Origin of the sequence: Streptococcus oralis, from assembly GCF_004127215.1 — a bacterium.
GTDB classification, from domain to species: domain Bacteria; phylum Bacillota; class Bacilli; order Lactobacillales; family Streptococcaceae; genus Streptococcus; species Streptococcus oralis_BD.
In genome coordinates this window covers 1-24,152 of record NZ_QEWJ01000014.1, presented here as the reverse complement: position 1 = coordinate 24,152, position 24,152 = coordinate 1, and the positions used below count along the sequence as shown (strand labels likewise).

Sequence of the window (24,152 nt, the reverse complement as noted above, 5' to 3'; positions counted from 1 at the left end):
TCATGGCCCAATCTCTCAATAAAGTCATTGACCTCCAAACCACTGGAACATCTTACCTCTCTATCTCTGGAAAAGTTGGAAAATTTCTAGTTGGGGATCAAGCCTTAGAGTTTTATCCTGATGTCAATGTCGAACAATATATCCAGATCCCCTGGTCTAGCATTCAGCAAATCGGAGCCAACGTAAGTGGTCGCAAGATTAGCCGTCACTTTGAAGTCTTCACTGATCAAGGAAAATTCCTCTTTGCTTCAAAAGACTCTGGAGCTATCCTCAAAATCGCTCGGGAAAAACTTGGCAATGACAAAGTTGTGAAACTTCCGACTCTACTCCAGACCATTGGACAAAAACTTAAAAATCTATTTGCAAAAAAGTAGAAACTTTAGTATAATCATAGCAACGGATAAGTAAGTTATTCCCTTCTTTCAGAAAGTCTGCGGGTGCTGCGAGCAGATAGAGGGGATAGGTGAAATTCTACCGTTAGTAACAATTACATACACAATCAAGTGCACACCTGTGAAGTTGGATGGAACCGTGGCCCTGCCACTCCAACGCTTTGTCAGGTGTGCTTTTTTCATAAAGGAGTTCTTATGTTAGATATTAAACGTATTCGCACAGATTTTGATGCTGTCGCTGAAAAATTAGCTACACGTGGTGTAGATGCTGCTGTCTTGAATGAGATGAAAGAAATCGACGCTAAACGTCGTGACATCTTGGTCAAGGTTGAAACGCTCAAGGCAGAACGTAACACTGTTTCTGCTGAGATTGCCCAAGCCAAACGCAACAAGGAAAATGCAGATGACAAGATTGCTGCTATGCAAACCCTATCTGCTGAGGTCAAAGCCTTGGATGCTGAATTGGCGGAAATCGATGCTAAGTTGACAGAATTTACGACTACTCTTCCAAACATCCCAGCTAACAGCGTTCCTGTCGGAGCTGATGAAGACGATAATGTGGAAGTTCGTCGTTGGGGAACTCCGCGCGAATTTGACTTTGAGCCAAAAGCTCACTGGGATCTGGGTGAAGACCTCGGTATCCTTGACTGGGAACGCGGTGGTAAGGTAACAGGCGCTCGTTTCCTCTTCTATAAAGGTCTTGGAGCTCGCCTGGAACGTGCTATCTACAACTTTATGCTAGATGAGCATGGTAAAGAAGGCTACACAGAAGTCATCACACCTTACATAGTTAACCATGATTCTATGTTTGGTACTGGTCAATATCCAAAATTCAAGGAAGACACTTTTGAATTGAAAGACACTAATTATGTCCTTATTCCTACTGCTGAAGTACCTCTAACTAACTACTACCGTGATGAAATACTTGACGGAAAAGACCTGCCAATCTACTTCACTGCTATGAGTCCATCATTCCGTTCTGAGGCTGGTTCTGCTGGTCGTGATACTCGTGGCTTGATCCGTTTGCACCAATTCCACAAGGTTGAAATGGTCAAATTTGCCAAACCAGAAGAATCTTACGAAGAATTGGAAAAAATGACAGCCAACGCTGAAAACATCCTTCAAAAACTCAACCTTCCATACCGTGTCGTTGCCCTCTCTACTGGAGACATGGGCTTCTCAGCTTCCAAGACTTACGACTTGGAAGTTTGGATTCCAGCCCAAAATACCTATCGTGAAATCTCAAGCTGTTCAAATACCGAAGATTTCCAAGCGCGTCGTGCCCAAATCCGTTACCGCGATGAAGCCGATGGTAAAGTTAAACTTCTTCATACCTTGAACGGTTCTGGACTTGCAGTTGGACGTACAGTGGCTGCAATTCTTGAAAACTATCAAAATGAAGATGGTTCTGTGACCATTCCAGAAGTACTTCGTCCTTACATGGGTGGAGCTGAAGTTATCAAACCATAAAAAACAAGGCCTAGCTAAATAATAGCTAGACCTTTTTTCGTAACCAAATCAGATAAGCACCCAATACGAAGAATAAAATAGTGAGGCAAATAACAGTTTCAGCCAACACCAGATAATCCAGAAATGGAAGTTTCAAAATTCCCTGAGCCATCTTGAGAGAGGTAGCTGTGATAATGGTTGGAAAGGTGAGGGCTGAGAAAGCTGGTTGAAAGCCTTGTTTTAGAATATTGGGCAGGCGAGTTAAAACAAAGAAAAAGAAGGATTGAGAAGCCAAAATCATGACGATTAAGAGCCAAGTCGGTAAGCTGGCTCCTCCAACTCGAATCAGAGAAGCTAAGAGTAGAGAGAAAGGGGCGCAGTAGATCCCTTCTTGTCCAAGTAAGGCTAGTGGGAGTGGATGTTTCTTTAAATCACTATAAATAAGCGGATAGAGATAGAAGGTTAGGAGAAAACCAAAAATCAAGGTCGCATAGGCGATTTCGATGATACCTACAAGAGGATAGGTCAAGGCAGCCACTGCTATCCCCACATAAAGCACCGTCCAGCTTGGAGTCGCATGAACCCTCCGACCCGGACAAGCAAACTTGATGGTGAAACCAGCAATCAAGACCAAATCCAAGAGAAATGAAAACCACCATAGCCCTTGCGCTACTAAGGGAAGATGAGGGAACAAGCGAAAGACATAAGTTGATAAAATCATTCCAGCCATGGGAAAGGTCGCCATTCCTGACAAAAGAGAGGGTTTGGTCAATTCTTGCTTGGTTTCCTTCCAATTAAACAGATGAAGAATCAGAAAGTAAATCCACAAAACCAAACCTATCAGACTAAAAAGATGTGACAGAACCGGCAATGTATCTAAAATGAGATTTCCAGCTCCTGCCAAACCTAACAAACAACCAGAAAATACCAAGGGGAGTTTTTTCATGGCAACCTCCATTAATCATATTATTATTAGTATAGCATAAAAGCGCTTAAAATAGCATAGAAAAATGAAGACTGGGTTTCTCAGCCTTCATTTTTTTCTTTATGATTCGAACTAGGCATAGGGTTGCAATTCTGGGTTAATAGGCGTATTGGCTAAGTTATTAGCATAGTTGCAAAGGCTGGCTAGGCTGACACCGAGAACCACATCCAAGGCATTTTGCTGCGTATAGCCGGCTTCTAAAAATTCACTAAGCGCTTCATCCCCTACGCGTCCTTTGGTATTGATGACTGCCAAAGTAAACTTGGCCAGAGTATCTAGCTTAGGATCTGATTCGATTGGAGTGCGATTGCGAAGGGCTTGAAGAAGATCATCATTCATTTGGATTTGTTTGATTGAAAAGGCAGTATGACCAGCCACGCAGAAAGAACAACCATTGGTTACTGCAGCTGTGATTTGCACCACTTCACGCTCAACTGGTGTTAAGCTATTACGGCGGTTGATGGCTCCGACAGTTCGGTAGGCTTCTAGAGCAGTAGGAGCATTGGCCAAGAGACCAATCAGGTTAGGAATATAGCCATTGTTATCTTTTTGTACTGTTTCAAGAACTTCTTTCACTTCTGCTGGTGCTGATTCTACTGTGTGGATGGTAAATGTTGTCATCATAAAACCTCTTTTCATTTTATTGTCATTTAGTCTATCATAGAATTTCTTCTTTGGATAATATATATTTTCAATTGCCATGATAGGAAATGTTTATGAAAGAAAAAAATCACACTAAGAGTGTGATTGGGTTAGTGTTTAAAATACTTTTTGGTTTCAGCAATAACGACTGGTGACAAGACCAAAAGGGCAATCAAGTTTGGTAGAGCCATCAAGGCATTGACGATATCTGCAATAATCCAGACCATATCCAACTCGATAAAACCTCCCAACAAGACCATGAGCACAAAGACCACTCGATAGAGCCAGATAAAGCGAACCCCAAAGAGAAACTCGAAACAGCGTTCTCCATAGTAATTCCAACCGAGAATTGTCGTAAAGGCAAAGAGAACAAGGAAAATAGTCAAAAGAGTAGGGCCAAAATGTGAAAAAACTGTTGAAAAGGCTGACTGGGTCAAAGCAACACCATTCAAATCATCGCTCCAAACCCCTGTCACTAAGATTGTCAGACCTGTCAGAGTACAGATAATCAACGTATCAATAAAGGTTCCTGTCATGGAAATCAAGCCTTGCTCGACAGGCTCATTAGTCTTAGCTGCAGCCGCTGCAATCGGAGCTGAACCAAGACCAGATTCGTTAGAGAAGACTCCTCGCGCCACACCGTTTTGGATAGCCATCCGAATGCTAGCACCTGCAAAACCACCTACCGCAGCTACTGGGTTAAAGGCTGAAGTAAAGATGAGGGCAAGTGTGTCTGGGATTTTCTCGATATTAAAGAGAATAACTGTAAGAGTTCCCAAAATATAGACAATAGCCATAAAAGGAACAACTGCTGTTGAGACCTTGGAAATGGATTTGAGTCCACCAAAGACGGCAATTCCTACAAAAATAGATAAAATAAGAGCTGTGATAGCTGGATCAATTTGAGCTGTATTTTGGATAGATTCTGTAATTGAATTGACTTGGGTAAAGGTACCAATCCCTAGAAGAGCCACCAACACACCAGCTAGGGCAAAGAAGATTGCAAGGGGACGCCACTTTTCTCCCATACCCAAAAGAATGTAGTGCATGGGTCCTCCAGCTACAGCTCCATTTGCATCCTTGCTACGGTATTTGATAGCCAGCAAGCCTTCAGCATACTTGGTTGCCATCCCAAAGAAGGCTGCCATCCACATCCAAAAGAGAGCACCTGGCCCACCAACCTTAATAGCTGTCGCAACTCCGATGATATTTCCCGTTCCAACAGTAGCTGCAAGGGCTGTACACAGTGCAGCAAAACTGGACACATCTCCATGTCCCTTGTCCTTGGTAAAAATCAATTGAAAGGCCTTGGGGAGACGAGCTAGCTGTAAAAGTCCTAGTCGGATGGTTAGATAGATACCCGTTCCGACCAATAACAGTAAGAGGGGAGGTCCCCAAACGAAAGCATCAAGCGCTTTTAGCAATTCTAACATGTCCTACTCCTATCTTTCAACCCCAAAAGAAAGAGCACATGCAAGATACATGTACTCTGGAATGCCTAGATAAATGCCTAAAAGCGGTCTATCTTAGCTCTGTCCTTTTACCTGAGAGTTTGAGCAGTTACCTGCCTTGCCCCTTCGGTGCCTTTACGGTCTCTCCAGAGTTCCGTCCATTTACAGTCATGGAAAACAAACTTTTCTCCACTTCTATTAAACTTCATTCGGTGTTGGTATTTAATTTTTTATTATTCTACAAGAAAAGTGGGGATTTGTCAATGTGTTTGTGAATAAAATAGAAATTAGTTCACCAGTTTTTATTGTATGAATGACCTTATTACCCCAAAAGTAGAGCCATAATTCAATAGAAATCACAACTTTCTGATAAATTTTAAAACGCTACCTAAACTCATTTCCCACTCTGTGCTTCTCCTAAAAATTTTCGAATCGCTTCTACCATTTTCTCTGGTTCAGTTGACGAAAAAATACGACTATCTCCTCTCAATTCATGACTTGTATTGTCAAAAGCAAAAATTGGTTTATGTTTATTACCAATTTCTTCTACAATCGTTTCTACAACTCCACCATGATTGATATCCAAATAAAAATCCATATTATCCAAAGCTTCTTTCATATTAAAAGGATTAAAATTTGGATAAATTGACAGATTTAAAAATCGTTGCATGTCAACTACACTATCAGCAAAATTTGTTGGCGCTAATATTGTAAAATGAACTTCCGATAGTTCTGACAAAAGATACTCTATTGATTCTAAAACAGCACTATTTGTAAAAATACAAGTATGATATAACGGTGCTCTCACTAGCTCATTAAAAGAACGTCTGATAATATCTGCTTCCAATAATACATCGTTCCAATTCAAACCATAATAAAACCACCACAATTTACGAAAACGAGTCAAAGTTAAATGAGTCCATGGTTTAAACTCTGAAGTATAGTGAATAATCTTAGGTTCAGAATTTCCATAATAGTCGGATTCATACCATTTACTGTTGCCTGTTAAATGTAAAAATTGATCCAAACCAACCATAAAGTTATACTCTTTATCCAAATGTAGCCACTGATCACCAAAATACATGTTGAGAACGCCTTGATCTCCATAAACATGCTCATGATGTTGGACAGTTAACTCTAGTAAACTTTTTGTCGAATGATTTTCCCGCCATTTCTTCGCATCAATCAATAACATACCTGCATTAAAGGTTGTCAACCAACCATCTTGTCCAAAATCTTGAACAGCTGCAATGGCATAGCCTTGTAAATCTAAGGAGAACAATTCATCCAATCTTGCATTCACGATCATATCCGAGTCTAAGTAGAGGACTCTGTCTTCTTGTACTTCATCTGCTATGAAATACCTAAAGAAAGTAGCATAGGACAGAATTGCATTTGGCAAGCGAAAATCACGAAGGTTGTGAGCCGTTTTTTTAACGTTGACAATCTCAGAACCAATGACTTTAAGGCGATTTCTCATTAAAAGAAACCATTCACTAGGTAAATCGTCATTAAACACATAAAATTTCACTTCATGATTATGAACCGAAACGGATTTTATTACGGTTTCTACCTTATCAAGATAATGAATATCAGCTCCAAGAGCAATCACTTTATGATACATTTTCATTACTACTCTCCACTATCAATTTTCCCTAGTTGATGACGAATAGACATCACCAAGTTCTCTTTATCCTCTAGACTAAATATTTGATTTCCTTATCACTAAAATCCTACCAATCATATCGTCGACCTCATTTCAGTGGCTAATACCCAATTCAGTTTTAAACACGCGATAATTATTAGATTAATGATTAGAATCAAAAACCCTCACTCCATTTTCAAACATTGAGTCATGATCAATAGTGATTTCTTACATATAACAGATTGAACAATGATCATTAAAAAATCTCTATTACCGACTTTTAATCTTTCATCATCTAAAAACTCCAATATGATAATAATCTCCAACTAACTGTACTAGATCTTAAAAAGCTATCCTGTATTTCTCGACTCTTTTATAAAGTGAAATTTGTAAAAACAGTACTCCTATATTCCCAAAAATCACTCCTCATTGCTATCTCTTTATCGTATATTGACTACTGACTTTATCAATCTTATCTTCAACCTCGAATTTGTATTTTAAACTGACTGGAACTGTCTTTATAATTTATTGTTTGATTTAGCTTTACTTTATAAATTACGAAATTCTTCTATCCTTTGAAGGTCACAATGGTGGCTCCGCTGCCGCCAGCATTCTGTGGAGCATAGCCGAAACTCTTAACATGCTTGTTTCTTTGTAGGTATTTGGTGACGCCCTCACGGATGACTCCTGTACCGATACCGTGGATGATGTCTACCTGCGCCATGTTATTAAGCAGGGCTTGGTCAATAAAGGCATCCAGCTCATTCATGGCTTCTTCGTAACGTTTGCCTCGGAGATCCAATCTCGCTTGTGGACCACGACCAGAAGCACGTTTCACGACATTAACTTGTTTTTTCTTGACTGGGGCTTCTTGTTGAACTTGAACAAGATCAAATTCTTTCTCTTCCAAGGTCATCTTGATCAAACCAACTTGGGCTTCCCAACGGCCGTCCTTAAGCTGATTGGTCAAGGTTCCACGTTGGCCATAACTGAGGACCACAATATCATCCCCCACCTTTGGAGCTCGTTTTTTCTTGGCTTTCTGAAGGACCTTGTTTTTAGATAAGTCGACTTTTTCAGGAGCCAGTTTTTTCAGCTCAGCCTTGGTTTCAATGATTTCGTGAGGTTTGAGTTGAGACTTACTGTGAAGATTTTTGAGAATCTGGTCACTCTCACTTAGCGCTAGTTCCACAATTTCAGCAGCCTGTTCACGCGCCTTATTGAGCTCAGTTTCCTTTTCACGATTGAACTCGTTGTAAAGTTTTTTGAGTGCTCGGTTCATCTTGAGGTTTTCTTGTTCCACCTCACGGATATTATCTAGACGTTTGCGACTTTCAAGCGTTTGCTCTTCCAATTGTTCTATGATGCGGTTGACGTCATTATCTTGGTTGACCTGCTGGCTGGCATCCCCAACGATGACATCTGACAAGCCCAGGCGTTTGGCAATTTCAAAGGCATTGCTTCGGCCAGGAACTCCCTGCATAAAGCGATAGGTCGGACGCAGACTGGCTGTATCAAACTCCATACTGGCATTTTGCACAAAGGCTGTCTCAATACCATAGGCCTTGAGTTCTGGATAGTGGGTCGTCGCCATAGTTTTGACCTGACGTAGGCGAAGATCTTCCAAAATAGCCATAGCAAGGGCTGCTCCTTCCTGCGGGTCGGTACCTGCGCCAAGCTCATCTAAGAGTAAAAGTGAATGTTTGTTGACCTTGCCAAGAATATCTACGATATTGGTCATGTGACTGGAGAAGGTAGACAAGCTTTGCTCGATAGACTGCTCATCCCCAATATCTGCGAAGATTTCTTCGAAAATACCGACACGGCTCCCCTTATCAGCTAAAATGGGCAAGCCTGACTGGGCCATAAGTTGAGTCAAACCCAAGGTTTTGAGCATGATGGTCTTCCCACCTGTATTGGGACCTGTAATGACAATAGTCGTTAATTCCTTACCAAAGTGTACATCGTTTGCCACTGCATTTTTGACCAAAGGATGGCGAACATGAAGAAGTTGAATCTCTTGGTTATCTGAAAGTTGAGGAACAACCGCTTGTCTTTCTTGAATGAAACGCACTTTGGCACGAATCAAGTCTAGGTGCCCGATAATCCAAGCATCATTGGCAATCTCTGCAGCATGAGGACGGACCCGTTCCGATAACTCCTGCAGGATACGAATCATCTCATAGCGCTCATCAGCTCGCAGACTCGCGATTTCTTCGCTTAGTTTCACGACCTCACGTGGCTCGATATAGACCGTATTTCCACTGGCAGAGATGTCGTGGACAACACCTGCAATCTTGTTGCGGTAGGTATTCTTGACGGGTAAGACCTGACGGCCATTTCTACTAGCGATAATCGCTTCCGTCAACATCTGAGCTTTTTGCTTGAGCAAGTCTTGTAAGACATCTCGGACCTGACTCTCGCTATCATGGATTTTTCGACGGATGCGTGCTAGTTCTTCGCTGGCGAAATTTTCGATGAAACCTGCGTCATTTAGGGCTTGGAGATTTCCTTGCAAGTGTGGAAAATCATGCAGTTTCTCAAACCATCTCATCAACTGTTCCAAGCGTACGTTTTCGAGATTGGCATAAAAACTTTGTAACTCTCTGCTAGCAAGCAAGACCCGTTTGATAAGTAGAAACTCCTCGATATTGAGATCCGCCCCCATCTCTAAACGCTTACAAATCGCTGAAATTTCACGTGTCGCTAGGATGGTAAAGTGAGGTTGCTCCACAAATAGGGCTTGCATTTCCTCCATCTCAGCAAAAGCCTGTTTGATTTTATCCTCCTTGGTAGTCGGAACCAAACCTTTTAGCTCCTCTAATCCCTGTTCTGTCAGGATATGAGGTTCAAACAAGGCTTTTATTTTATTAAATTCTAATGTTTCTAGTATTTTTGTATTCATATTCTTTCCTTGTGTATTTGTTTACAAAATTGTAGCAACTAGAGGTTTTTGACTTTACCTGATACTAGTCATCCAATCTGTAAACAAAGGGCTAGGAAAACTCCCGCCCTTTTTATCCGATTAAATTTGTAACCCAGAGTTGTTTGATAAAGTTTGTCGTAAAAGGAACACTTTGGATGATATGCTTGGCTACCACGCTCTTTTCAAGGGGATTTTGCACAGCTGCCATAGGCACCGTTGCAAGAATGGTCAGAGCCATTTGCAAGACAAATAAGGTTACCAATAGCGACAAGAGGCCTGCTCCGATACGAAGCCAAGTGCCCCCTAGCTTCTTAGTCGGAATCAAATGTAGGAACAAACCGATAAAACGTCCAATACTGTAACAAATTCCGAAAACTAGAAGGTAGGCCAGACCCGCATAAAAGACCTTGTCTAGCTGAAAAAGCTGGTCTGAGGGGAAGAAAAAGGTGCCCTGTCCTTCCTGAGGATTGGCATAAGGGACAAGCAAATGGAAGTGTTCCCCCAGTGATTTATAAAACTGTCCCGCAACAAAGGCTGAAATCACTGCCACGAGGAAATAATAAACTTGCAACACCAAACCTCTACGGTAGCCGATGTAAAAGCCCCAAGCAAGAACCAGCAAGAGAAGGATCGAAATCATAGGGAATCCTCAATCTTGCTCTGCTCTTGCTTAACAGCCACTAACTTATTTCGAAGGTCTTCAAGCTCCTGCTCCTTATCGTCAAACTCAATCTCACGACTGAGCTGCGTCGATAGACTGTTGATCGCTAAAAGGAGGGCAATCGTTTCATCATCCGCCCCAGGCATTTGTTCTTTAATTGCTTGGTATTTTTCAGTCGCAACCTTGGCAATTTCCTCCATAAAGAGATTGTCATGCTCGGTTGTCAAGGTTAATGTCTTTTTCCCGAATGTAAACTTATATCGATTTAGATTTGCCATAAAATTCACCTCACGATATTATACCAAATTTCGCTAACTTTGTCAGTTTTTACCAATTCTCCTGCTTTTATGGTACAATAGAAACTATGGCAAGTATCACACTCACACCTAGCGAACAGGAAATTCAGAGCTTTTTAAGTCAGTATCAGAAGGCTCTCAGCCCTAGTAACAATACTTATATCCGCTACTTTTTGCGCCTGCCTCAGGCAACGATTTCCATCTATACTTCTGGAAAAGTCCTCCTGCAGGGCGAAATGGCGGAGAAGTACGCCAGTTTCTTTGGTTATCAAGTACAACAAGAAAACAGTGGACAAGATTTCCCTATGATTGGGACCGATGAGGTGGGGAATGGTTCCTACTTTGGTGGGCTTGCTGTCGTGGCTTCCTTTGTGACACCTGACCAGCATGACTTCTTGAGAAAACTCGGAGTGGGGGATTCCAAAACTCTGACAGACCAAAAGATTCGTCAGATTGCCCCTATCCTCAAGGAAAGGATCCAGCATCAAGCACTGCTTCTCTCACCGAGCAAGTATAATGAAGTTATCGGAGAGCGTTACAATGCTGTTTCTGTAAAGGTTGCCCTTCACAACCAAGCTATCTTTCTCCTGCTTCAAAAAGGAGTCCAGCCAGAAAAAATCGTGATTGATGCTTTTACAAGTCCTAAAAACTATGATAAGTACTTGGCACAAGAAGCCAATCATTTCCCAAACAAGGTTAGTTTGGAAGAGAAAGCCGAGGAAAAATATATGGCTGTTGCGGTTAGCTCCATCATCGCGCGTGATCTCTTCTTGGAAAACTTGGAAAATCTTGGACGAGAACTGGGCTACCAACTGCCAAGTGGCGCAGGAACCGCTTCTGATAAGGTTGCTAGCAAAATCCTTCAAGCCTATGGTATGAAAGGTCTCAACTTCTGTGCCAAACTGCATTTTAAAAATACTGAAAAAGCTAAAGCACTGCTAGAAAGGTAAATTATGAATTATTTGAAAACATTTCTAAAAGAGTTGGGACTTACGTTCCTCATCGTTATAGTAGTGGGACTCAGTCGCCTCTTTCTCTGGACCAATGTCCGTGTGGAAGGACACTCTATGGACCCTACCCTAGCTGACGGAGAAGTTCTCTTCGTTGTTAAACACCTCCCAATTGACCGCTTCGACATCGTTGTTGCCCATGAGGAGGATGGAAATAAAGACATCGTTAAACGCGTCATCGGCATGCCCGGAGATACCATTCGCTACGAAAACGACAAACTTTACATCAACGATAAAGAAACGGACGAACCTTACCTAGCAGACTACCTCCAACAGTTTAAAAACGACAAACTTCAGAGCACTTATTCAGGGAAAGGCTTTGAAGGGGATAAGGGGGTCTATTTTAGAAGCCTTGCTCAGAAGGCTCAGGCCTTTACTGTCGATATAAATTTCAACACCAGCTTCAGCTTTACAGTACCTGAAGGTGAATACCTCCTCCTTGGAGATGACCGTTTGGTTTCTAGCGACAGTCGCCATGTTGGAACCTTTAAGGCCAGTCAAATCAAAGGGGAAGCCAAATTCCGTTTCTGGCCACTCAACCGTATCGGAATCTTTTAAAACCAGCAACCAGATGCTGTGATAGTCTTTTTGAGTTAGCCTTTTAGGATTAGATTGCAACTTGGCGATATCTTGTACCAAGTTCCAGATCCAAGAAAAGCCTAACTGAGAGCTCTATCCCAGCTCTTTTTCTATCAAAAAGGAAACCTATGGAAGTTTATTTTTCAGGCACCATTGAACGTATTATTTTTGAAAATGTCAGTAATTTTTATCGCATCCTCCTCCTAGATATCCAAGATACCAATGCGGAGGACTTTGACGATTTTGAAATCATCGTTACAGGAACCATGGCTGACGTGATTGAGGGCGAAGACTATACTTTTTGGGGACAAATCGTTCAGCACTCCAAGTATGGTGAACAGCTACAGATCAGTCGTTATGAGCGAGCAAAACCCACTAGCAAAGGCTTAGTCAAGTACTTTTCCAGCAGTCATTTTAAGGGAATTGGACTCAAAACAGCTCAGAAAATCGTTGATACGTATGGCGAAAATACCATAGACGAAATTCTGGAGCATCCTGAAAAGCTGGAAAGTATTGCTGGACTCTCTGCCAAAAACCGTGAGGCTTTCCTCTCTACACTTCGTCTCAACTATGGGACAGAGATGGTCTTGGCAAAACTGGCCAACTACGGCATTCCCAATAAACTAGCCTTTCAGATTCAAGACTTTTACAAGGAAGAAACGCTGGATATTGTCGAAAACTATCCCTACCAACTGGTTGAAGATATCAAGGGTTTGAGCTTCACCATTGCTGACCAATTAGCTGCTGAACTAGGTATTGAAAGTCAAGCTCCTGAGCGCTTCCGTGCAGGTCTTGTCCACAGCCTCTTTCAAGGCTGTATGAATACGGGCGATACCTATATGGAAGCCCGTGATTTGCTGGAACAGACCCTGACTCTCCTCGAGTCTTCCCGTCCCGTGGAACTGGATCCCAGCCAAGTTGCTCAGGAACTCTCCTACCTGATTGAAGAAGACAAGGTTCAGCAGATTGACACTAAAATTTTTGATAATAGCCTCTTTTTCGCTGAAGAAGGCATCCGCAGTCACTTAGTTCGTATCCTTGAAAAAGGAAAGAAACAAAGTCAAGATTTGGAAACCATTCAAAAGCATATCTCTACTATCGAGGAAGAACTAGGTATCCAATACGATAGTATCCAAAAGCAAGCTATCTGCGATGCCATCCAGAACAAGGTCTTTATCCTAACAGGTGGACCTGGTACTGGAAAGACCACCGTTATCAATGGGATTATCGCTGTTTATGCCCTGCTTGAAGCACTCGATTTCAAGAAAAAAAGCAACTTACCTATTCTTCTCGCTGCCCCAACTGGTCGAGCGGCTCGGCGCATGAATGAATTGACAGGTTTGCCTAGCGCTACTATACACCGTCATTTGGGAATGACAGGTGACGATGATACCAGCCATCTGGAAGATTATCTGGATGCTGATTTTATCATTGTAGATGAGTTTTCTATGGTGGATACTTGGCTAGCAAATCAACTTTTCTCCAACATCTCTTCTAACAGTAAAATCCTCATCGTGGGTGATAGCGACCAGTTGCCTTCTGTCAGTCCTGGACAGGTCTTAGCTGATCTGCTCCAGATACCCTTGATTCCGCAGACTCGCTTGGAACGGATTTATCGCCAGAGCGAGGAATCAACTATCGTTACCTTGGCTAGCCAGATTCGACAAGGCATCTTGCCAGCTGACTTTACCCAGAAAAAGGCAGACCGCTCCTACTTTGAAATCATGAGTAGCCATATCCCTGCAACCATTGAGAAAATCCTCGGTGCCGCCCTCAGAAGTGGCATTTCGGCTCGTGATATTCAGGTGCTGGCGCCTATGTATCGAGGTACTGCAGGTATTGATGCCATCAATCAGCTCATGCAAGACCTGCTCAATCCACCACAAAAAGACCAACTCAGTTTTGAAGCTCCCCAATGCTTCTATCGCAAGGGTGACAAGGTCATTCACCTAGTCAACGATGCCGAAGTCAATGTCTTTAATGGAGACCTAGGCTACATCACAGACCTGATTCCTGGAAAATACACCGAGTCCAAACAAGACGAGATTGTCATTGATTTTGATGGCAATGAGGTTATCTACCCTCGAAATGAATGGTACAAGATTCGGCTAGCCTATGCCATGAGTATCCATAAGTCTCAGGGGAGTGAGTTCCCTGTTGTCATCCTGCCCATTACTAGTGCTAGCAAGCGCATGCTGGAACGCAATCTCATCTACACGGCTATTACACGGGCTAAGAGCAAGCTCATCCTACTAGGCGAATTACAGGCCTTTGACTATGCAGTCAAACATATCGGAACTGCCCGTAAGACTTATCTGATTGAGCGTTTTCAGGATCTGGTCGATTCGACCGACCAAACCAGCCCAGCCCCAGCTGAAACGAAAAATCAAGAGGATTCTCCTCTATCCTACATCCTCACTGAGGAAAACTGGTCTAATATTCCCGCTATGATTGGGATTACAGAAGCAGACCTCAAAGAGATTTTTGGAAAATAAACCAGCAAGAAAACCCACCTAATCAGGTGGGCTTTTTATCTTTTAAGATTATTTTACTGTTGCAGTGCTTGTGATCAATTCAACAGCTTTTTTGATTGCGATATCATGTTTCAACATATCAGCTGAAAGCAAGTTTTGAACTTGTGCAACTTCCATGTTGTAAGTTGCAGCCAATTGTTCAATTTCTTTTTGGATTTCTTCTTCAGTAGCGTCAAATCCTTCAGCCTTGGCAACTGCTTCGATAACAAGGTTAGTCTTAGTACGTGACTCAGCCTCTGCTTCGTATTGTTTGTGAAGGTCTTCTTGAGTAGTTCCAGTGATTTGGAAGTACATATCAGGATTGATACCTTGACGTTGCAAGTTTCCAAGGAATTCATTTACTGAACGGTGAACTTCTTCGTGGATCATTTCTTCTGGAAGTTCTACGATTTCAGCATTTTCTACAGCTTTATCGATTGCTGCACCTTCTACTGCATCTTTGTATGCTTCTTCTTTTGCAGCAGCCAATTCCTTGCGGTATTTTTCTTTCAATTCAGCAAGTGTTTCAACTTCTTCGTCGATGTCTTTTGCAAGTTCATCATCAAGAGCTGGAACTTCTTTAGCTTTTACTTCGTGGATAGTTGTTACGAATTTAGCTTCTTTACCTGCGAGATCTTCTGCTTGGTAGTCTTCTGGGAATGTTACGATAACATCAACAGTTTCGCCAGCTGAGTGACCTACCAATTGGTCTTCGAAACCAGGGATGAATTGACCTGATCCAAGTCCAAGTGAGAAGTTTTCACCTTTCCCACCGTCGAACTCAACACCGTCGATAGAACCAACGAAGTCAATCACAACTGTGTCGCCATTTTCAGCAGCACCTTCTTTGATAACCAATTCAGCCAAGTTGTTGCGTTCGCGTTCGATACGCTCTTCAACATCAGCGTCTGTTACTTCTTTTTCCACATCTACTGATACTTCAAAGTTTTTGTAGTCGCCCAATTTTACTTCAGGTTTTGTCACGACTTCAGCAGTGATGACCCAGTCTTGACCTTTTTCCATTGAAGTCACGTCAATTTTTGGTTGCGCAACCACTTCAAGACCAGCTTCTTTTACAGCTGCTTCATAAGCGTTTGGCAAAAGAGCGTTCAAAACATCTTGGTAAAGTGTTTCTTCACCAAACTTTTTATCGAAGATAGGACGTGGAAGATGACCTTTACGGAAACCTGGAACGTTAAGAGTTTTCTTTACTGAGTTAAAGACACGATCCACTTCTGGTTTGATTTGGCCTTGAGAGATAGTAAAAGTCAAGACACCACGGTTTGTTTCTTTGTTTTCAAATGATACAGACATTCTGTCATTTCTCCTTAAAATTTTTTAAATACAGTCTATTATAACATAAACGGGCGACTTTTTTCAAGTCATGAACGCGCTTTTCAATGATGCTAAAGGTACTTGCTAGCCTCCTTGATACTAAGTTCAGCCATTCTTTCCTTGTTTTTTTCGATGAAGCTTGCTACCCAATCTGGATTGGTTTTGGAGTAGTCTCTTAGAGCCCAACCGATGGCTTTATTGATAAAAAATTCTGTCTGATCCAGATTATTGAGCAGGATCTTTTCCATTAGATGAACATCCGTTTTCTCTTTTCTTAACAACTGGTGGTCAATGGCGACTCGTCTCAGCCAGATATTGTCTGATAGGCTCCATTGGAGGATGATTTCTCCCAATTTTGGTTTGTCATATACCAGACTTCCTACTACTCGGTCTAGAATATCTACCGTATCCCACCAAGATTTTGTGACGACCAGACTCTCAAGCTTAGGCAAATCGCTCTTTGTTAGATAAGACTGCATGGCTTTCAAATAGTTGACGGCCACATATTGGTATTCTCTAGCATCCTTTTCCCAGCAAGTGTCCACAAAATCCCAATCGATGATCTTTGTTTTTTTCGCACTTGGAAAATATTTTTTATAACGTGCATTTCTTTCAGGACCTGCAATGCCTAGAAATGGGAATTGATTCCTCATGTAGGCTTCCATGGGGCCTGCTTTTTCTAGATCTTTTGCCGCTTCTAGCTCCTCAAGTAAATCTGCAAGACTCATCTAAAAGTCCTCCTGCCCTACCAAGTGGTGCTGAAAGGCATAGACCGCTGCCTGAGTGCGATCGCTGACCTCAAGTTTGGCTAGGATGTTGGACACATGGGTCTTGACCGTCTTGAGAGAGATAAAGAGTTCATCTGCGATGCGCTGATTTTCGTAGCCCTTGGCGATGAGTTGGAGCACATCTCGCTCACGCGCAGTCAGGTCCTCATGAAGTTCGATATGATTGCGGTGGTATTCGACCTTCTTGCTGACCTCTTGCTCAATGGCAAGTTCTCCAGCAGCTACCTTACGGACGGCATGAAGCAGTTCGTCTGCACTAGAAGTCTTGAGCATATAGCCCCTAGCACCAGCGTTCAAGACTGGCATGATTTTTTCATTGTCTAGGTAAGAGGTCACAATCAAGATCTTGGCTTCAGGCCATTCTTTGAGGATGGCCAAGGTGGCATCAATCCCATTCATCTCAGGCATGACAATATCCATGACAATGACATCTGGACGCAATTCCAAGGCTAAGGAAATCCCTTGGATACCATTGGCCGCCTCGCCCACGACTTCTACATCGTCTTGGAGGTCAAAGTAGCTTTTCAAGCCCAATCGGACCATTTCATGGTCATCTACCAGTAAAATTTTCATCTTTACTCCTTTATCATTCCTTGTCGAGTAGCGGAATACGGATATCAACCGCCAGTCCTTGCTTAGGAGCTGTCAATAGTTGAACTGTTCCTGCCATATCTTCAACCCGCTCCTTAATATTTCGCAGTCCATAACTCAAGTCGTCGAAGCTCCCCAACTGGAAACCAATCCCATTGTCCACTACCTTTAGCTGCAATTCAACATCTGTCTGATAGAGATAGACATCCAAACAAGATGCCTGGGCATGGCGGAGGGTATTGCTGATCAACTCCTGAATAATACGGAAGATATGCTCCTCGATTTTCTTAGGCAATTTCGTCACATTTTGCTTGAGACTAACCTTGAGATCACTCTTGTCTTCAAGCTCTTTTAAGAGGATTTGAATCCCCTCAACCAGACTCTTATCTTCCAACTCAACTGGTCGCAAATGCAGGAGCAAGACCCGAAGATCCTTCTGGGCTGTTTCGAGGATGGCTACGACACTTTGCAACTGGGTCTGCATCTTTTCTCTATCAAGCTTCAAAGCCTGCTGACTGACACCTGATAAAATCATATGGGCCGCAAACAACTCCTGACTAACTGTATCATGTAAATCACGCGCTATCCGCTTCCGTTCTTTCTCGATAATCACTTCTTCCTTGGCTAGGCTTTGGTTTTCAGCCTTTTGAACAGCTTCTGTCAAAAGATTGAGCTTGCCAGACAAGGACTTGAAACTGGCATCCAAGTCTGGATCTGCAACCTGAACCACTTCTTTTCCTGCTAATAAGCGCTTGAGATTGACCTGCATTTTTCTGCGAGAGACTTCTTCTATCACTCGCCAAAATAGGACAAAAAAGAAGGTCATGGAAAGGCTAAAGACAAAGATCAAAAAAATTAACTTTTCAGTTTTCTCGATATCTTGTAGCAAATAGGGCCAGTCTAGTTCAAAAATATCAAGCAGACTATTGGTCAAAAAGAGGATAAAGAGGAGAGAAGTCAGCCCGATTAACAGATAGGATTGCTTTTTCATCCTCTGACCACCTCCACATCTCCAATCATACTGGTTAGGAAAATTTTGACGCTCTTGTTACTCTTGAGATAGTCCCTGGTTTCCTGGTGATAGTGTTCATTGCGTAGGGCTCGCTTGGGTTGATGGAGGAAAGTTAGATCCCCATAAAGACAGTTGACACTGAGACTGATTTCCACATCTACAGGTACGATAATCCTAGTCGTTCCGACCATCTTTCTAAGGATAATGACATTGTCATGATTGGTTAGGATAACTCTTTCTAGATGAATGGTATCCTTACCCATGAGGCGAAAGAGATTGATATCATCAAACTGGCAGGTCTGGTGACTAGAAAAATGATGGAGATTGCCAAACCAGCGATTCTTTTCATTTTTAACCGTCACCACCTCTTCAAAGACCAAGTCGGTCTCCTCTCTCTCTTGATTCATCATTGGATAGAGAAGAAAGAGGCTGTATATGACTGCTACAAAGATAGCTAAAATCACAAAGGGATTGAGCATGACGATGAAAAAGAAAAGAATGGTCGCCACAAGGAGGAGGAAGTTATTGCCCTCTTTACCTGTATAATAGCGTATCAGGAGAAGAAAGAGGAAGAGAATCAGCAGAAAACGCGAAAAATGCTCTGATACCATCAAAATCAGAGCTCCCGTCAACAGACAGGCTTCAATAAATAAAAAGATTTGAAATTTTTTCATAGCTGCATCCTCTCTTTTCTATTTTATCACAATTCAAAAAAGTCACCTCGGTCTGAGGATGGAAAAAAGGCGGTGGTTACGCCTTTTTCATCTGATCCTTTGCCTCTTTTAATTTTCCATAGAGAAGATAGTCTACTTTTTGCAGATCAGCTATGGTGGCACAATTAAGGGCACACATGATCAAACGCAGATCTTCTTTCCATCCTTGGACAATCGCAATCACCTCTTCGACTGAGTGATTTTCTACTAGCTCTAACATGGTTCGTGACAATCCCACAGCCTTGGCTCCAAAGACCAAGCACTTAATCATATCAAGTGGGTTCCGAACGCCTCCACTGACCAAGAGCTCGACCTTGTCTTTCCAGTCTTGGGCATTGAGAAGGGCTTGCATGGTAGACTGGCCCCATTGATTGAGGTAATCACGCTGACCACTGCGACGGTTTTCGATATAGGCAAAACTGGTGCCACCACGACCTGACAGGTCAAAGGTTCGAACTCCTAGTTCATAGGCTCTCCCGATAGTCTTCACATCCATCCCAAAACCCACTTCCTTTAAAATGATTGGAACGGGGATTTGCTTGCTATAGTCTGCTAGATGCGATTGCCAGCTTCTAAACTTTCGTTCTCCCTCAGGCATGAGTAATTCCTGCATGACATTGACATGCACTTGTAAAAGTAAAGGATTCATCTCCGTCACAGTCTGAAGTCCCAACTCAACAGGTTTGTCCAATCCAATATTGGTTCCAAGGAGGAGATTTGGATGGCTAGATTTGACAGAAAAAGTATCATCTGTTGGATCCTTGAGGGCTGCGCTATAAGAACCCGTCACAAACAAAATCCCACAGGCTTCTGCTACCTGAGCCAGTTTTTGATTGATTTCTTTACCTTTTTCGCTCCCACCCGTCATGGCATTGATGTAAAAAGGAAAGTCCCACTTGCGACCTGCAAATTCTGTAGACAAATCAATTTCATCTAGGTCATAGAGCGGTAGCGAAGAGTGGATTAACTCAACCTCATCAAAGCTATTATAGGAGCTTTTTTGCTCAAGGGCATAGCGGATGTGCTCATCCTTACGATTCGTCGTCATGTCCTGTCCTTTCTTGGTATAAGAGCTCAATCCCCAGATTGGCCCAACGGTTTTTTAGGGTTTCAGTTGATTGCGCATCAAAACTCAAGGCAATACCACAGTCACCGCCACCAGCGCCACTGCTTTTGGCAACAGCTTGCAAACCTTGGCTTGCTTCTTTCAGCTGTCTAAGCGAAGGCGTGTAAATATCTGTGCTCAAGCCTTCTAAAAGCTGGCTGGCTGTTTCCACCTGCTCGATAATTTTTTCTGCTTTCCCCTGTTCCAAGGTTTCTACCAAAGTAGCTACTGTTGCTTTTGAGGAAGCTAAAAAGTTCTGGTCGATGTTTTGCTTGATTTGCTGGATCATGTCACTCGATACAGCCACTTCCTTGGTCCATCCCACTAGGAAATCACATTCTAGAGCTGGTTGCACTTGTGAGATCGAAAAGCCCCAATCACGCTCCAAAACCGTCGCCAAGTTTTCTTCTTCCAACCAAGCGGCTACCTTCTGGCGATCAAAAGACTGGTAGAGAACCAAATCCTCTGCCACAATACAGGCAAGGTCTCCCATAGAACCATTGTCTCCTCGCTTGAGCAAGACCGCGCTAGCCAGCTTGAACAAGAGATCCTGTTCAATTGAAAGATGATACAGAGCCAGCAGAGCCTTGACAACCAAAATAACGACGCTGCCACTAGAGCCTAGACCAAACTTTTTCCCTTCTCGTTCCATTTTGCCATGAATTTCTAGGGAAAAAGGTCGCAAAGTCTGACCACGATCAGCGAGGAAGTCATTCATCAAAGCAATTGTTTCTTGAATCAAACTATAGGAAGGATTTGGCGTCAAATCCACTGCGAAATCAAACATATCTGAATAGATACGGTAGCTATCAGAAAAGGCAATCTCTCCACTCATATAGATAGGAATGGCCTTTATTAAGGCCAACTGCCTTGGTTCTAAAATAGCATACTCACCCGCCCAATAGAGTTTTCCGCAAGTTTTAACAGCAATCATCTTGACTCAAATCCTTTGTTTTCGACACAATCAAGCGATAACGTTGACCAAAGATTTCTGATAAATGTTCCAAGTCTTTCTCTAGACAAAGAACCTTGACATTGGGACCAGCATCCATAGTAAAGTAGCAGGCTTCCCCTTGCTCACGAAGCTGGCGAACAAAGTCCATGGCTTCATAGCTTGCATCGGTCAGATAAGAAAAAGCTGGCGATGCTGTTTTTGTCGTAGCGTGCATAGCAAGGGCATTTTTCTCCGTCAATTCCCCAACCTTGGCAAAGTCATTCTCTTTGAGATAAACCAGCATATCCTGATAGTCCTTTTCAGACTGACGGACCCAGTCATCAAAGGTCGTCGAGGTTTCCACACAGAGTTTCATCCCATCGCGGCTAGAGATTGGTTTTTTCTTGTCTTCTAGCACCAACATAATCATAGCTAATTTCAAGTCTGTCTCTACAGGGTAAATTTCCCCACTATCCTTGTCCCAAGCACCGAGCGGTCCATAAAAACTACGAGAGGAAGAACCTGAGGCAAACTTAGCTTCCTGCGCCAACTGGCTCCGATTCAAACCAAGCTGGAAATAAGCATTGCAAGCCTTGATCAAAGCGGACAAACCACTAGAACTAGATGACAAACCCGCTGCGGTAGGCATGTTGTTTTGGGTATCGATACGGACAAATCCCTCACCTGCCGGACGGTAACGGTCGATGATTTTGCTCATTTTAGCATGCTCTGCCTCATTTTGGAGCTGACCATTGATATAAAAGGCATCAGCCGTCGCAGCCGTCGCAGCCGTCGGTAGAGGTGACAAGGTCGTCTCTGTGTACATATTTTCCAAAGTTAGAGAGATACTGCTAGTAGCAGGAACCATCTCTTTTTCTTTTTTCTTTCCCCAGTATTTGATGATGGCAATATTTGCGTAGGAACGTACTGTTACAGGCTTTCGATCCATGTCTGAACAGCTCCTTTCTCTTCTAATCGTTTTGCTAGTTCTTGTGCTTTATCTAGAGTAGCTACCAAGGCTATGATACAGCCTCCTAGACCACCACCACTCATCTTGGCTCCCAGAGCACCGTAGCTCATAGCTGTTTCAACGAGGGAATCTGCCTCAGGGCTACTAACACCAATTTCTTTTAGATGTAAATGCGCCTGACTGAAGATTTGTCCCAGTTTTTCAGCATCTTTTTGTCTAATCGCATCTTCTGCCCGCTGGGTCAATTCTCCCAAGGCATGCAAAAACGGGAGAGCATCCTTGCCTTTACTTTGAACCACTTGGATGGCTTCGCGTGTATGACCGTAAACGCCTGTATCTGCAATCACCAGATAGGCTGATAAGTCCATGTTTAATTCTGTAAAGCCGACATTCTTGATAAAACAAATCGGTCGATTACTGAGACAGGTCTTGGCATCCAAACCACTCGGATTCATATGGGCAATCATCTCAGCCCGATTGACCAAGATTTCTAGTACATGATGAGGCAGTTCGACTTGATAGTAGTCAAAAACAGCTCGAATGGCTGCTATGCTAATAGCTGCTGACGAACCCATCCCCCGTTTTTCAGGAATAGCTGAGTCAATCTGACAACGAATGCAAGCATCCTTGATATTTAGATGCTCAAGCGAAGCATACACTGCCATAGACAAGGTATCCTCCTCATAAAGGCGCCATGGACTTTCAGCAGGGACCACCTTACAAGTCACCTCCACCTCTAAGAGAGGCAGGGAAATGGCAGGATAACCGTAAACGACAGCGTGCTCTCCTATTAAAATAATCTTACTATGTGCCTGACCGACACCAACTCTTTTTGTCATGTTTTCCTTTTGCTAGACGATAAGACCGTCTTATTTTTCATACAAGTATTTATTCTTTCCTATCTATTTTATTATATTTTCACAAAAAAAGCGATTGTTTCCTTCACAATCGCCTCTTTCATTATTGGACCCATTCGCCATTATAATTGACGTAGTAGCCATCCACTCTTGTACTAACTGCTAAAGCACCTGAGCTATAAGCATAGTACCATTTACCATTGACTTGGAACCAGCCTGTCTTCATATCGCCATTACTTGCATGTAGATAGTACCAAGTCGAACCATCTTTCACCCAGCCAGTTGCCATAGCTCCTGAGGAACGGAGATAATACCACTTGTTACCGACATAAGCCCAGCCTGTCTTCATATCTCCATTTTGAGCATCTAGATAATACCAAGTTGAACCATCTTGATACCAGCCAGTCTCCATAGCTCCTGAGGAACGGAGGTAGTACCACTTATTGCCAATTTGCTTCCAACCAGTTTGCATGATACCAGTTTCTGAATCTAGATAGTACCAAGTGGAAGCATCTTGAATCCAACCAGAACGTTTCTCACCACCAAGATTCTTATTCCCAGAATTTCCTGTTTTTGCTAGGTAATACCAGTTAGATTGATCATAAAGCCAACCTGTCTTTAAAGAATGATCTTGATCAAAGTAGTAGTATGCTAATTTAAGAACTTCGGGACCTTCCCAGCCTTCACCATGTTTTTTCCCAACGGTTAAGGAATCTTTTAGCTCTAATTGTTGCCAACCAACAAACTCTTGTAGCACTCCATCTTTGTCAAAGTAGTACCATTCTGGCATTGGGGAACCTTCTAATCTTATACCATTAGGGTAAGGACCAATTGTATATCCCTTAACTGGCATTGGAATGTACTGCCAACCAACAACCATTTCGCCATTATAATCAAAATAATAGGTCTTCCCATCAATCACTCGCCAGTCCGTCTCTTTGATGTCACCCTTCTTGTAGTAGGTTCTTCCGTTTTCTTGTACAAAATGCCATCCTTCAGAATCATCTGCAAATACTACATTTGTAGCTAGAAAACCGAAGAAAAAGACTGCTAGAGCAACTTGCATCATTTTTATAAATTTTTTCATTAGATTTTCCTCCATAACTGATTGTAGCAAAGACCTGACTGGATGTCAATATATAGAGACTCCTCAAAAAAAGCAGTTACACAACTTGTACTGACCCCAAAAAGTTAGACAATTAATTTATCCGAAGGATTTAGTTCTGTATTGCACAGGACTGAGTCCTTTTAGTTTTATCTTAATTCGTTTATTGTTGTAGTAATCAATGTAGTCCACA

The 24,152-nt window shown here is 42.5% G+C and carries 23 protein-coding genes and 1 riboswitch; of the genes, 5 read left to right on the top strand and 18 right to left on the bottom strand.

Annotated elements, in window-relative coordinates:
- Positions 1-2 precede the first annotated feature (2 nt).
- Positions 3-374: a DUF956 family protein gene (locus DF216_RS09430; RefSeq protein WP_045593221.1), complete on the top strand. Its 372-nt coding sequence runs from the start codon at positions 3-5 to the stop codon at positions 372-374.
- 213 nt (positions 375-587) lie between these two features.
- The gene (serS, locus tag DF216_RS09425) at positions 588-1,862 is read left to right on the top strand and encodes a serine--tRNA ligase (protein WP_129326683.1); all 1,275 of its coding nucleotides are present in this window, start codon (positions 588-590) and stop codon (positions 1,860-1,862) included.
- Between the two features lie 25 nt (positions 1,863-1,887).
- On the opposite strand, the gene DF216_RS09420 is transcribed toward serS, so the two are convergent.
- The 7 genes from DF216_RS09420 to zapA form a co-directional block, all read right to left on the bottom strand.
- Positions 1,888-2,787 carry a TDT family transporter gene (locus DF216_RS09420; protein ID WP_164979036.1) on the bottom strand — a complete coding sequence of 300 codons (900 nt, stop codon included), beginning with the start codon at positions 2,785-2,787 and terminating at the stop codon, positions 1,888-1,890.
- Positions 2,788-2,898: 111 nt separating this feature from the next.
- A complete protein-coding gene (locus DF216_RS09415; protein WP_129326697.1) occupies positions 2,899-3,447 on the bottom strand; it encodes a carboxymuconolactone decarboxylase family protein in 549 nt (182 codons plus the stop codon).
- A 131-nt stretch (positions 3,448-3,578) separates the two neighbouring features.
- A complete protein-coding gene (locus tag DF216_RS09410; protein WP_129326681.1) occupies positions 3,579-4,901 on the bottom strand; it encodes an alanine/glycine:cation symporter family protein in 1,323 nt (440 codons plus the stop codon).
- 89 nt (positions 4,902-4,990) lie between these two features.
- A riboswitch (glycine riboswitch) is annotated at positions 4,991-5,079 on the bottom strand.
- Positions 5,080-5,313: 234 nt separating this feature from the next.
- Positions 5,314-6,543, bottom strand: a complete 1,230-nt coding sequence (locus DF216_RS09405; protein ID WP_129326696.1) for a glycosyltransferase — start codon at positions 6,541-6,543, stop codon at positions 5,314-5,316.
- Between the two features lie 589 nt (positions 6,544-7,132).
- A complete protein-coding gene (locus DF216_RS09400) occupies positions 7,133-9,469 on the bottom strand; it encodes an endonuclease MutS2 (RefSeq protein WP_129326680.1) in 2,337 nt (778 codons plus the stop codon).
- 112 nt (positions 9,470-9,581) lie between these two features.
- Positions 9,582-10,130, bottom strand: coding sequence for a CvpA family protein (locus tag DF216_RS09395; RefSeq protein WP_129326679.1), 549 nt, complete (start codon positions 10,128-10,130; stop codon positions 9,582-9,584).
- Positions 10,127-10,429, bottom strand: a complete 303-nt coding sequence (gene zapA, locus DF216_RS09390) for a cell division protein ZapA (RefSeq protein WP_129326678.1) — start codon at positions 10,427-10,429, stop codon at positions 10,127-10,129. The genes DF216_RS09395 and zapA overlap by 4 nt, the downstream gene beginning before the upstream one ends.
- 86 nt (positions 10,430-10,515) lie before the next feature.
- Here zapA and rnhC point away from each other — a divergent pair, with 86 nt between their 5' ends.
- From rnhC to recD2, 3 genes are all read left to right on the top strand, one after another.
- Positions 10,516-11,397 (top strand): ribonuclease HIII, encoded by an 882-nt coding sequence (gene rnhC / locus DF216_RS09385; RefSeq protein ID WP_129326677.1) that lies wholly within the window; start codon positions 10,516-10,518, stop codon positions 11,395-11,397.
- A gap of 3 nt (positions 11,398-11,400) precedes the next feature.
- The gene (gene lepB / locus DF216_RS09380; RefSeq protein ID WP_129326676.1) at positions 11,401-12,015 is read left to right on the top strand and encodes a signal peptidase I; all 615 of its coding nucleotides are present in this window, start codon (positions 11,401-11,403) and stop codon (positions 12,013-12,015) included.
- A 149-nt stretch (positions 12,016-12,164) separates the two neighbouring features.
- Positions 12,165-14,531, top strand: a complete 2,367-nt coding sequence (gene recD2 / locus DF216_RS09375) for an SF1B family DNA helicase RecD2 (RefSeq protein ID WP_129326675.1) — start codon at positions 12,165-12,167, stop codon at positions 14,529-14,531.
- 48 nt (positions 14,532-14,579) lie between these two features.
- On the opposite strand, the gene tig is transcribed toward recD2, so the two are convergent.
- From tig to DF216_RS09320, 11 genes are all read right to left on the bottom strand, one after another.
- Positions 14,580-15,863: a trigger factor gene (gene tig / locus DF216_RS09370; RefSeq protein ID WP_129326674.1), complete on the bottom strand. Its 1,284-nt coding sequence runs from the start codon at positions 15,861-15,863 to the stop codon at positions 14,580-14,582.
- Between the two features lie 92 nt (positions 15,864-15,955).
- Positions 15,956-16,612 carry a DNA alkylation repair protein gene (locus DF216_RS09365; RefSeq protein ID WP_129326673.1) on the bottom strand — a complete coding sequence of 219 codons (657 nt, stop codon included), beginning with the start codon at positions 16,610-16,612 and terminating at the stop codon, positions 15,956-15,958.
- A complete protein-coding gene (locus DF216_RS09360; RefSeq protein ID WP_129326672.1) occupies positions 16,613-17,245 on the bottom strand; it encodes a response regulator in 633 nt (210 codons plus the stop codon).
- 13 nt (positions 17,246-17,258) lie between these two features.
- Entirely contained in the window at positions 17,259-18,254 is a 996-nt protein-coding gene (locus DF216_RS09355; RefSeq protein WP_129326671.1) for a sensor histidine kinase, read from the bottom strand.
- Positions 18,251-18,949 (bottom strand): cell wall-active antibiotics response protein LiaF, encoded by a 699-nt coding sequence (gene liaF / locus DF216_RS09350; RefSeq protein ID WP_061417557.1) that lies wholly within the window; start codon positions 18,947-18,949, stop codon positions 18,251-18,253. Before liaF ends, DF216_RS09355 begins: the two co-directional genes overlap by 4 nt.
- Before the next feature lie 76 nt (positions 18,950-19,025).
- The gene (gene fni / locus DF216_RS09345) at positions 19,026-20,036 is read right to left on the bottom strand and encodes a type 2 isopentenyl-diphosphate Delta-isomerase (protein WP_061417559.1); all 1,011 of its coding nucleotides are present in this window, start codon (positions 20,034-20,036) and stop codon (positions 19,026-19,028) included.
- On the bottom strand, positions 20,020-21,027 hold the full coding sequence (locus tag DF216_RS09340) for a phosphomevalonate kinase (protein WP_129326670.1): 1,008 nt from the start codon (positions 21,025-21,027) through the stop codon (positions 20,020-20,022). Before DF216_RS09340 ends, fni begins: the two co-directional genes overlap by 17 nt.
- Positions 21,014-21,976 (bottom strand): diphosphomevalonate decarboxylase, encoded by a 963-nt coding sequence (gene mvaD, locus DF216_RS09335; protein ID WP_129326669.1) that lies wholly within the window; start codon positions 21,974-21,976, stop codon positions 21,014-21,016. Before mvaD ends, DF216_RS09340 begins: the two co-directional genes overlap by 14 nt.
- Positions 21,958-22,836 (bottom strand): mevalonate kinase, encoded by an 879-nt coding sequence (gene mvk, locus DF216_RS09330; RefSeq protein WP_125827448.1) that lies wholly within the window; start codon positions 22,834-22,836, stop codon positions 21,958-21,960. Before mvk ends, mvaD begins: the two co-directional genes overlap by 19 nt.
- A 121-nt stretch (positions 22,837-22,957) precedes the next feature.
- Positions 22,958-23,941 (bottom strand): choline-binding protein CbpJ, encoded by a 984-nt coding sequence (cbpJ, locus tag DF216_RS09325; RefSeq protein ID WP_129326668.1) that lies wholly within the window; start codon positions 23,939-23,941, stop codon positions 22,958-22,960.
- A gap of 117 nt (positions 23,942-24,058) precedes the next feature.
- Positions 24,059-24,152: IS3 family transposase (locus DF216_RS09320; protein WP_164979035.1), on the bottom strand; the 94-nt coding region annotated here is incomplete at its 5' end.

Excerpts from the sequence above, each read along its gene's own strand:
- DF216_RS09430 (WP_045593221.1), top strand. The coding sequence starts at position 3 with ATGGCCCAATCTCTCAATAAAGTCATTGACCTCCAAACCACTGGAACA.
- serS (WP_129326683.1), top strand. The coding sequence starts at position 588 with ATGTTAGATATTAAACGTATTCGCACAGATTTTGATGCTGTCGCTGAA.
- DF216_RS09420 (WP_164979036.1), bottom strand. The coding sequence starts at position 2,787 with ATGAAAAAACTCCCCTTGGTATTTTCTGGTTGTTTGTTAGGTTTGGCA.
- DF216_RS09415 (WP_129326697.1), bottom strand. The coding sequence starts at position 3,447 with ATGACAACATTTACCATCCACACAGTAGAATCAGCACCAGCAGAAGTG.
- DF216_RS09410 (WP_129326681.1), bottom strand. The coding sequence starts at position 4,901 with ATGTTAGAATTGCTAAAAGCGCTTGATGCTTTCGTTTGGGGACCTCCC.
- DF216_RS09405 (WP_129326696.1), bottom strand. The coding sequence starts at position 6,543 with ATGTATCATAAAGTGATTGCTCTTGGAGCTGATATTCATTATCTTGAT.
- DF216_RS09400 (WP_129326680.1), bottom strand. The coding sequence starts at position 9,469 with ATGAATACAAAAATACTAGAAACATTAGAATTTAATAAAATAAAAGCC.
- DF216_RS09395 (WP_129326679.1), bottom strand. The coding sequence starts at position 10,130 with ATGATTTCGATCCTTCTCTTGCTGGTTCTTGCTTGGGGCTTTTACATC.
- zapA (WP_129326678.1), bottom strand. The coding sequence starts at position 10,429 with ATGGCAAATCTAAATCGATATAAGTTTACATTCGGGAAAAAGACATTA.
- rnhC (WP_129326677.1), top strand. The coding sequence starts at position 10,516 with ATGGCAAGTATCACACTCACACCTAGCGAACAGGAAATTCAGAGCTTT.
- lepB (WP_129326676.1), top strand. The coding sequence starts at position 11,401 with ATGAATTATTTGAAAACATTTCTAAAAGAGTTGGGACTTACGTTCCTC.
- recD2 (WP_129326675.1), top strand. The coding sequence starts at position 12,165 with ATGGAAGTTTATTTTTCAGGCACCATTGAACGTATTATTTTTGAAAAT.
- tig (WP_129326674.1), bottom strand. The coding sequence starts at position 15,863 with ATGTCTGTATCATTTGAAAACAAAGAAACAAACCGTGGTGTCTTGACT.
- DF216_RS09365 (WP_129326673.1), bottom strand. The coding sequence starts at position 16,612 with ATGAGTCTTGCAGATTTACTTGAGGAGCTAGAAGCGGCAAAAGATCTA.
- DF216_RS09360 (WP_129326672.1), bottom strand. The coding sequence starts at position 17,245 with ATGAAAATTTTACTGGTAGATGACCATGAAATGGTCCGATTGGGCTTG.
- DF216_RS09355 (WP_129326671.1), bottom strand. The coding sequence starts at position 18,254 with ATGAAAAAGCAATCCTATCTGTTAATCGGGCTGACTTCTCTCCTCTTT.
- liaF (WP_061417557.1), bottom strand. The coding sequence starts at position 18,949 with ATGAAAAAATTTCAAATCTTTTTATTTATTGAAGCCTGTCTGTTGACG.
- fni (WP_061417559.1), bottom strand. The coding sequence starts at position 20,036 with ATGACGACGAATCGTAAGGATGAGCACATCCGCTATGCCCTTGAGCAA.
- DF216_RS09340 (WP_129326670.1), bottom strand. The coding sequence starts at position 21,027 with ATGATTGCTGTTAAAACTTGCGGAAAACTCTATTGGGCGGGTGAGTAT.
- mvaD (WP_129326669.1), bottom strand. The coding sequence starts at position 21,976 with ATGGATCGAAAGCCTGTAACAGTACGTTCCTACGCAAATATTGCCATC.
- mvk (WP_125827448.1), bottom strand. The coding sequence starts at position 22,836 with ATGACAAAAAGAGTTGGTGTCGGTCAGGCACATAGTAAGATTATTTTA.
- cbpJ (WP_129326668.1), bottom strand. The coding sequence starts at position 23,941 with ATGAAAAAATTTATAAAAATGATGCAAGTTGCTCTAGCAGTCTTTTTC.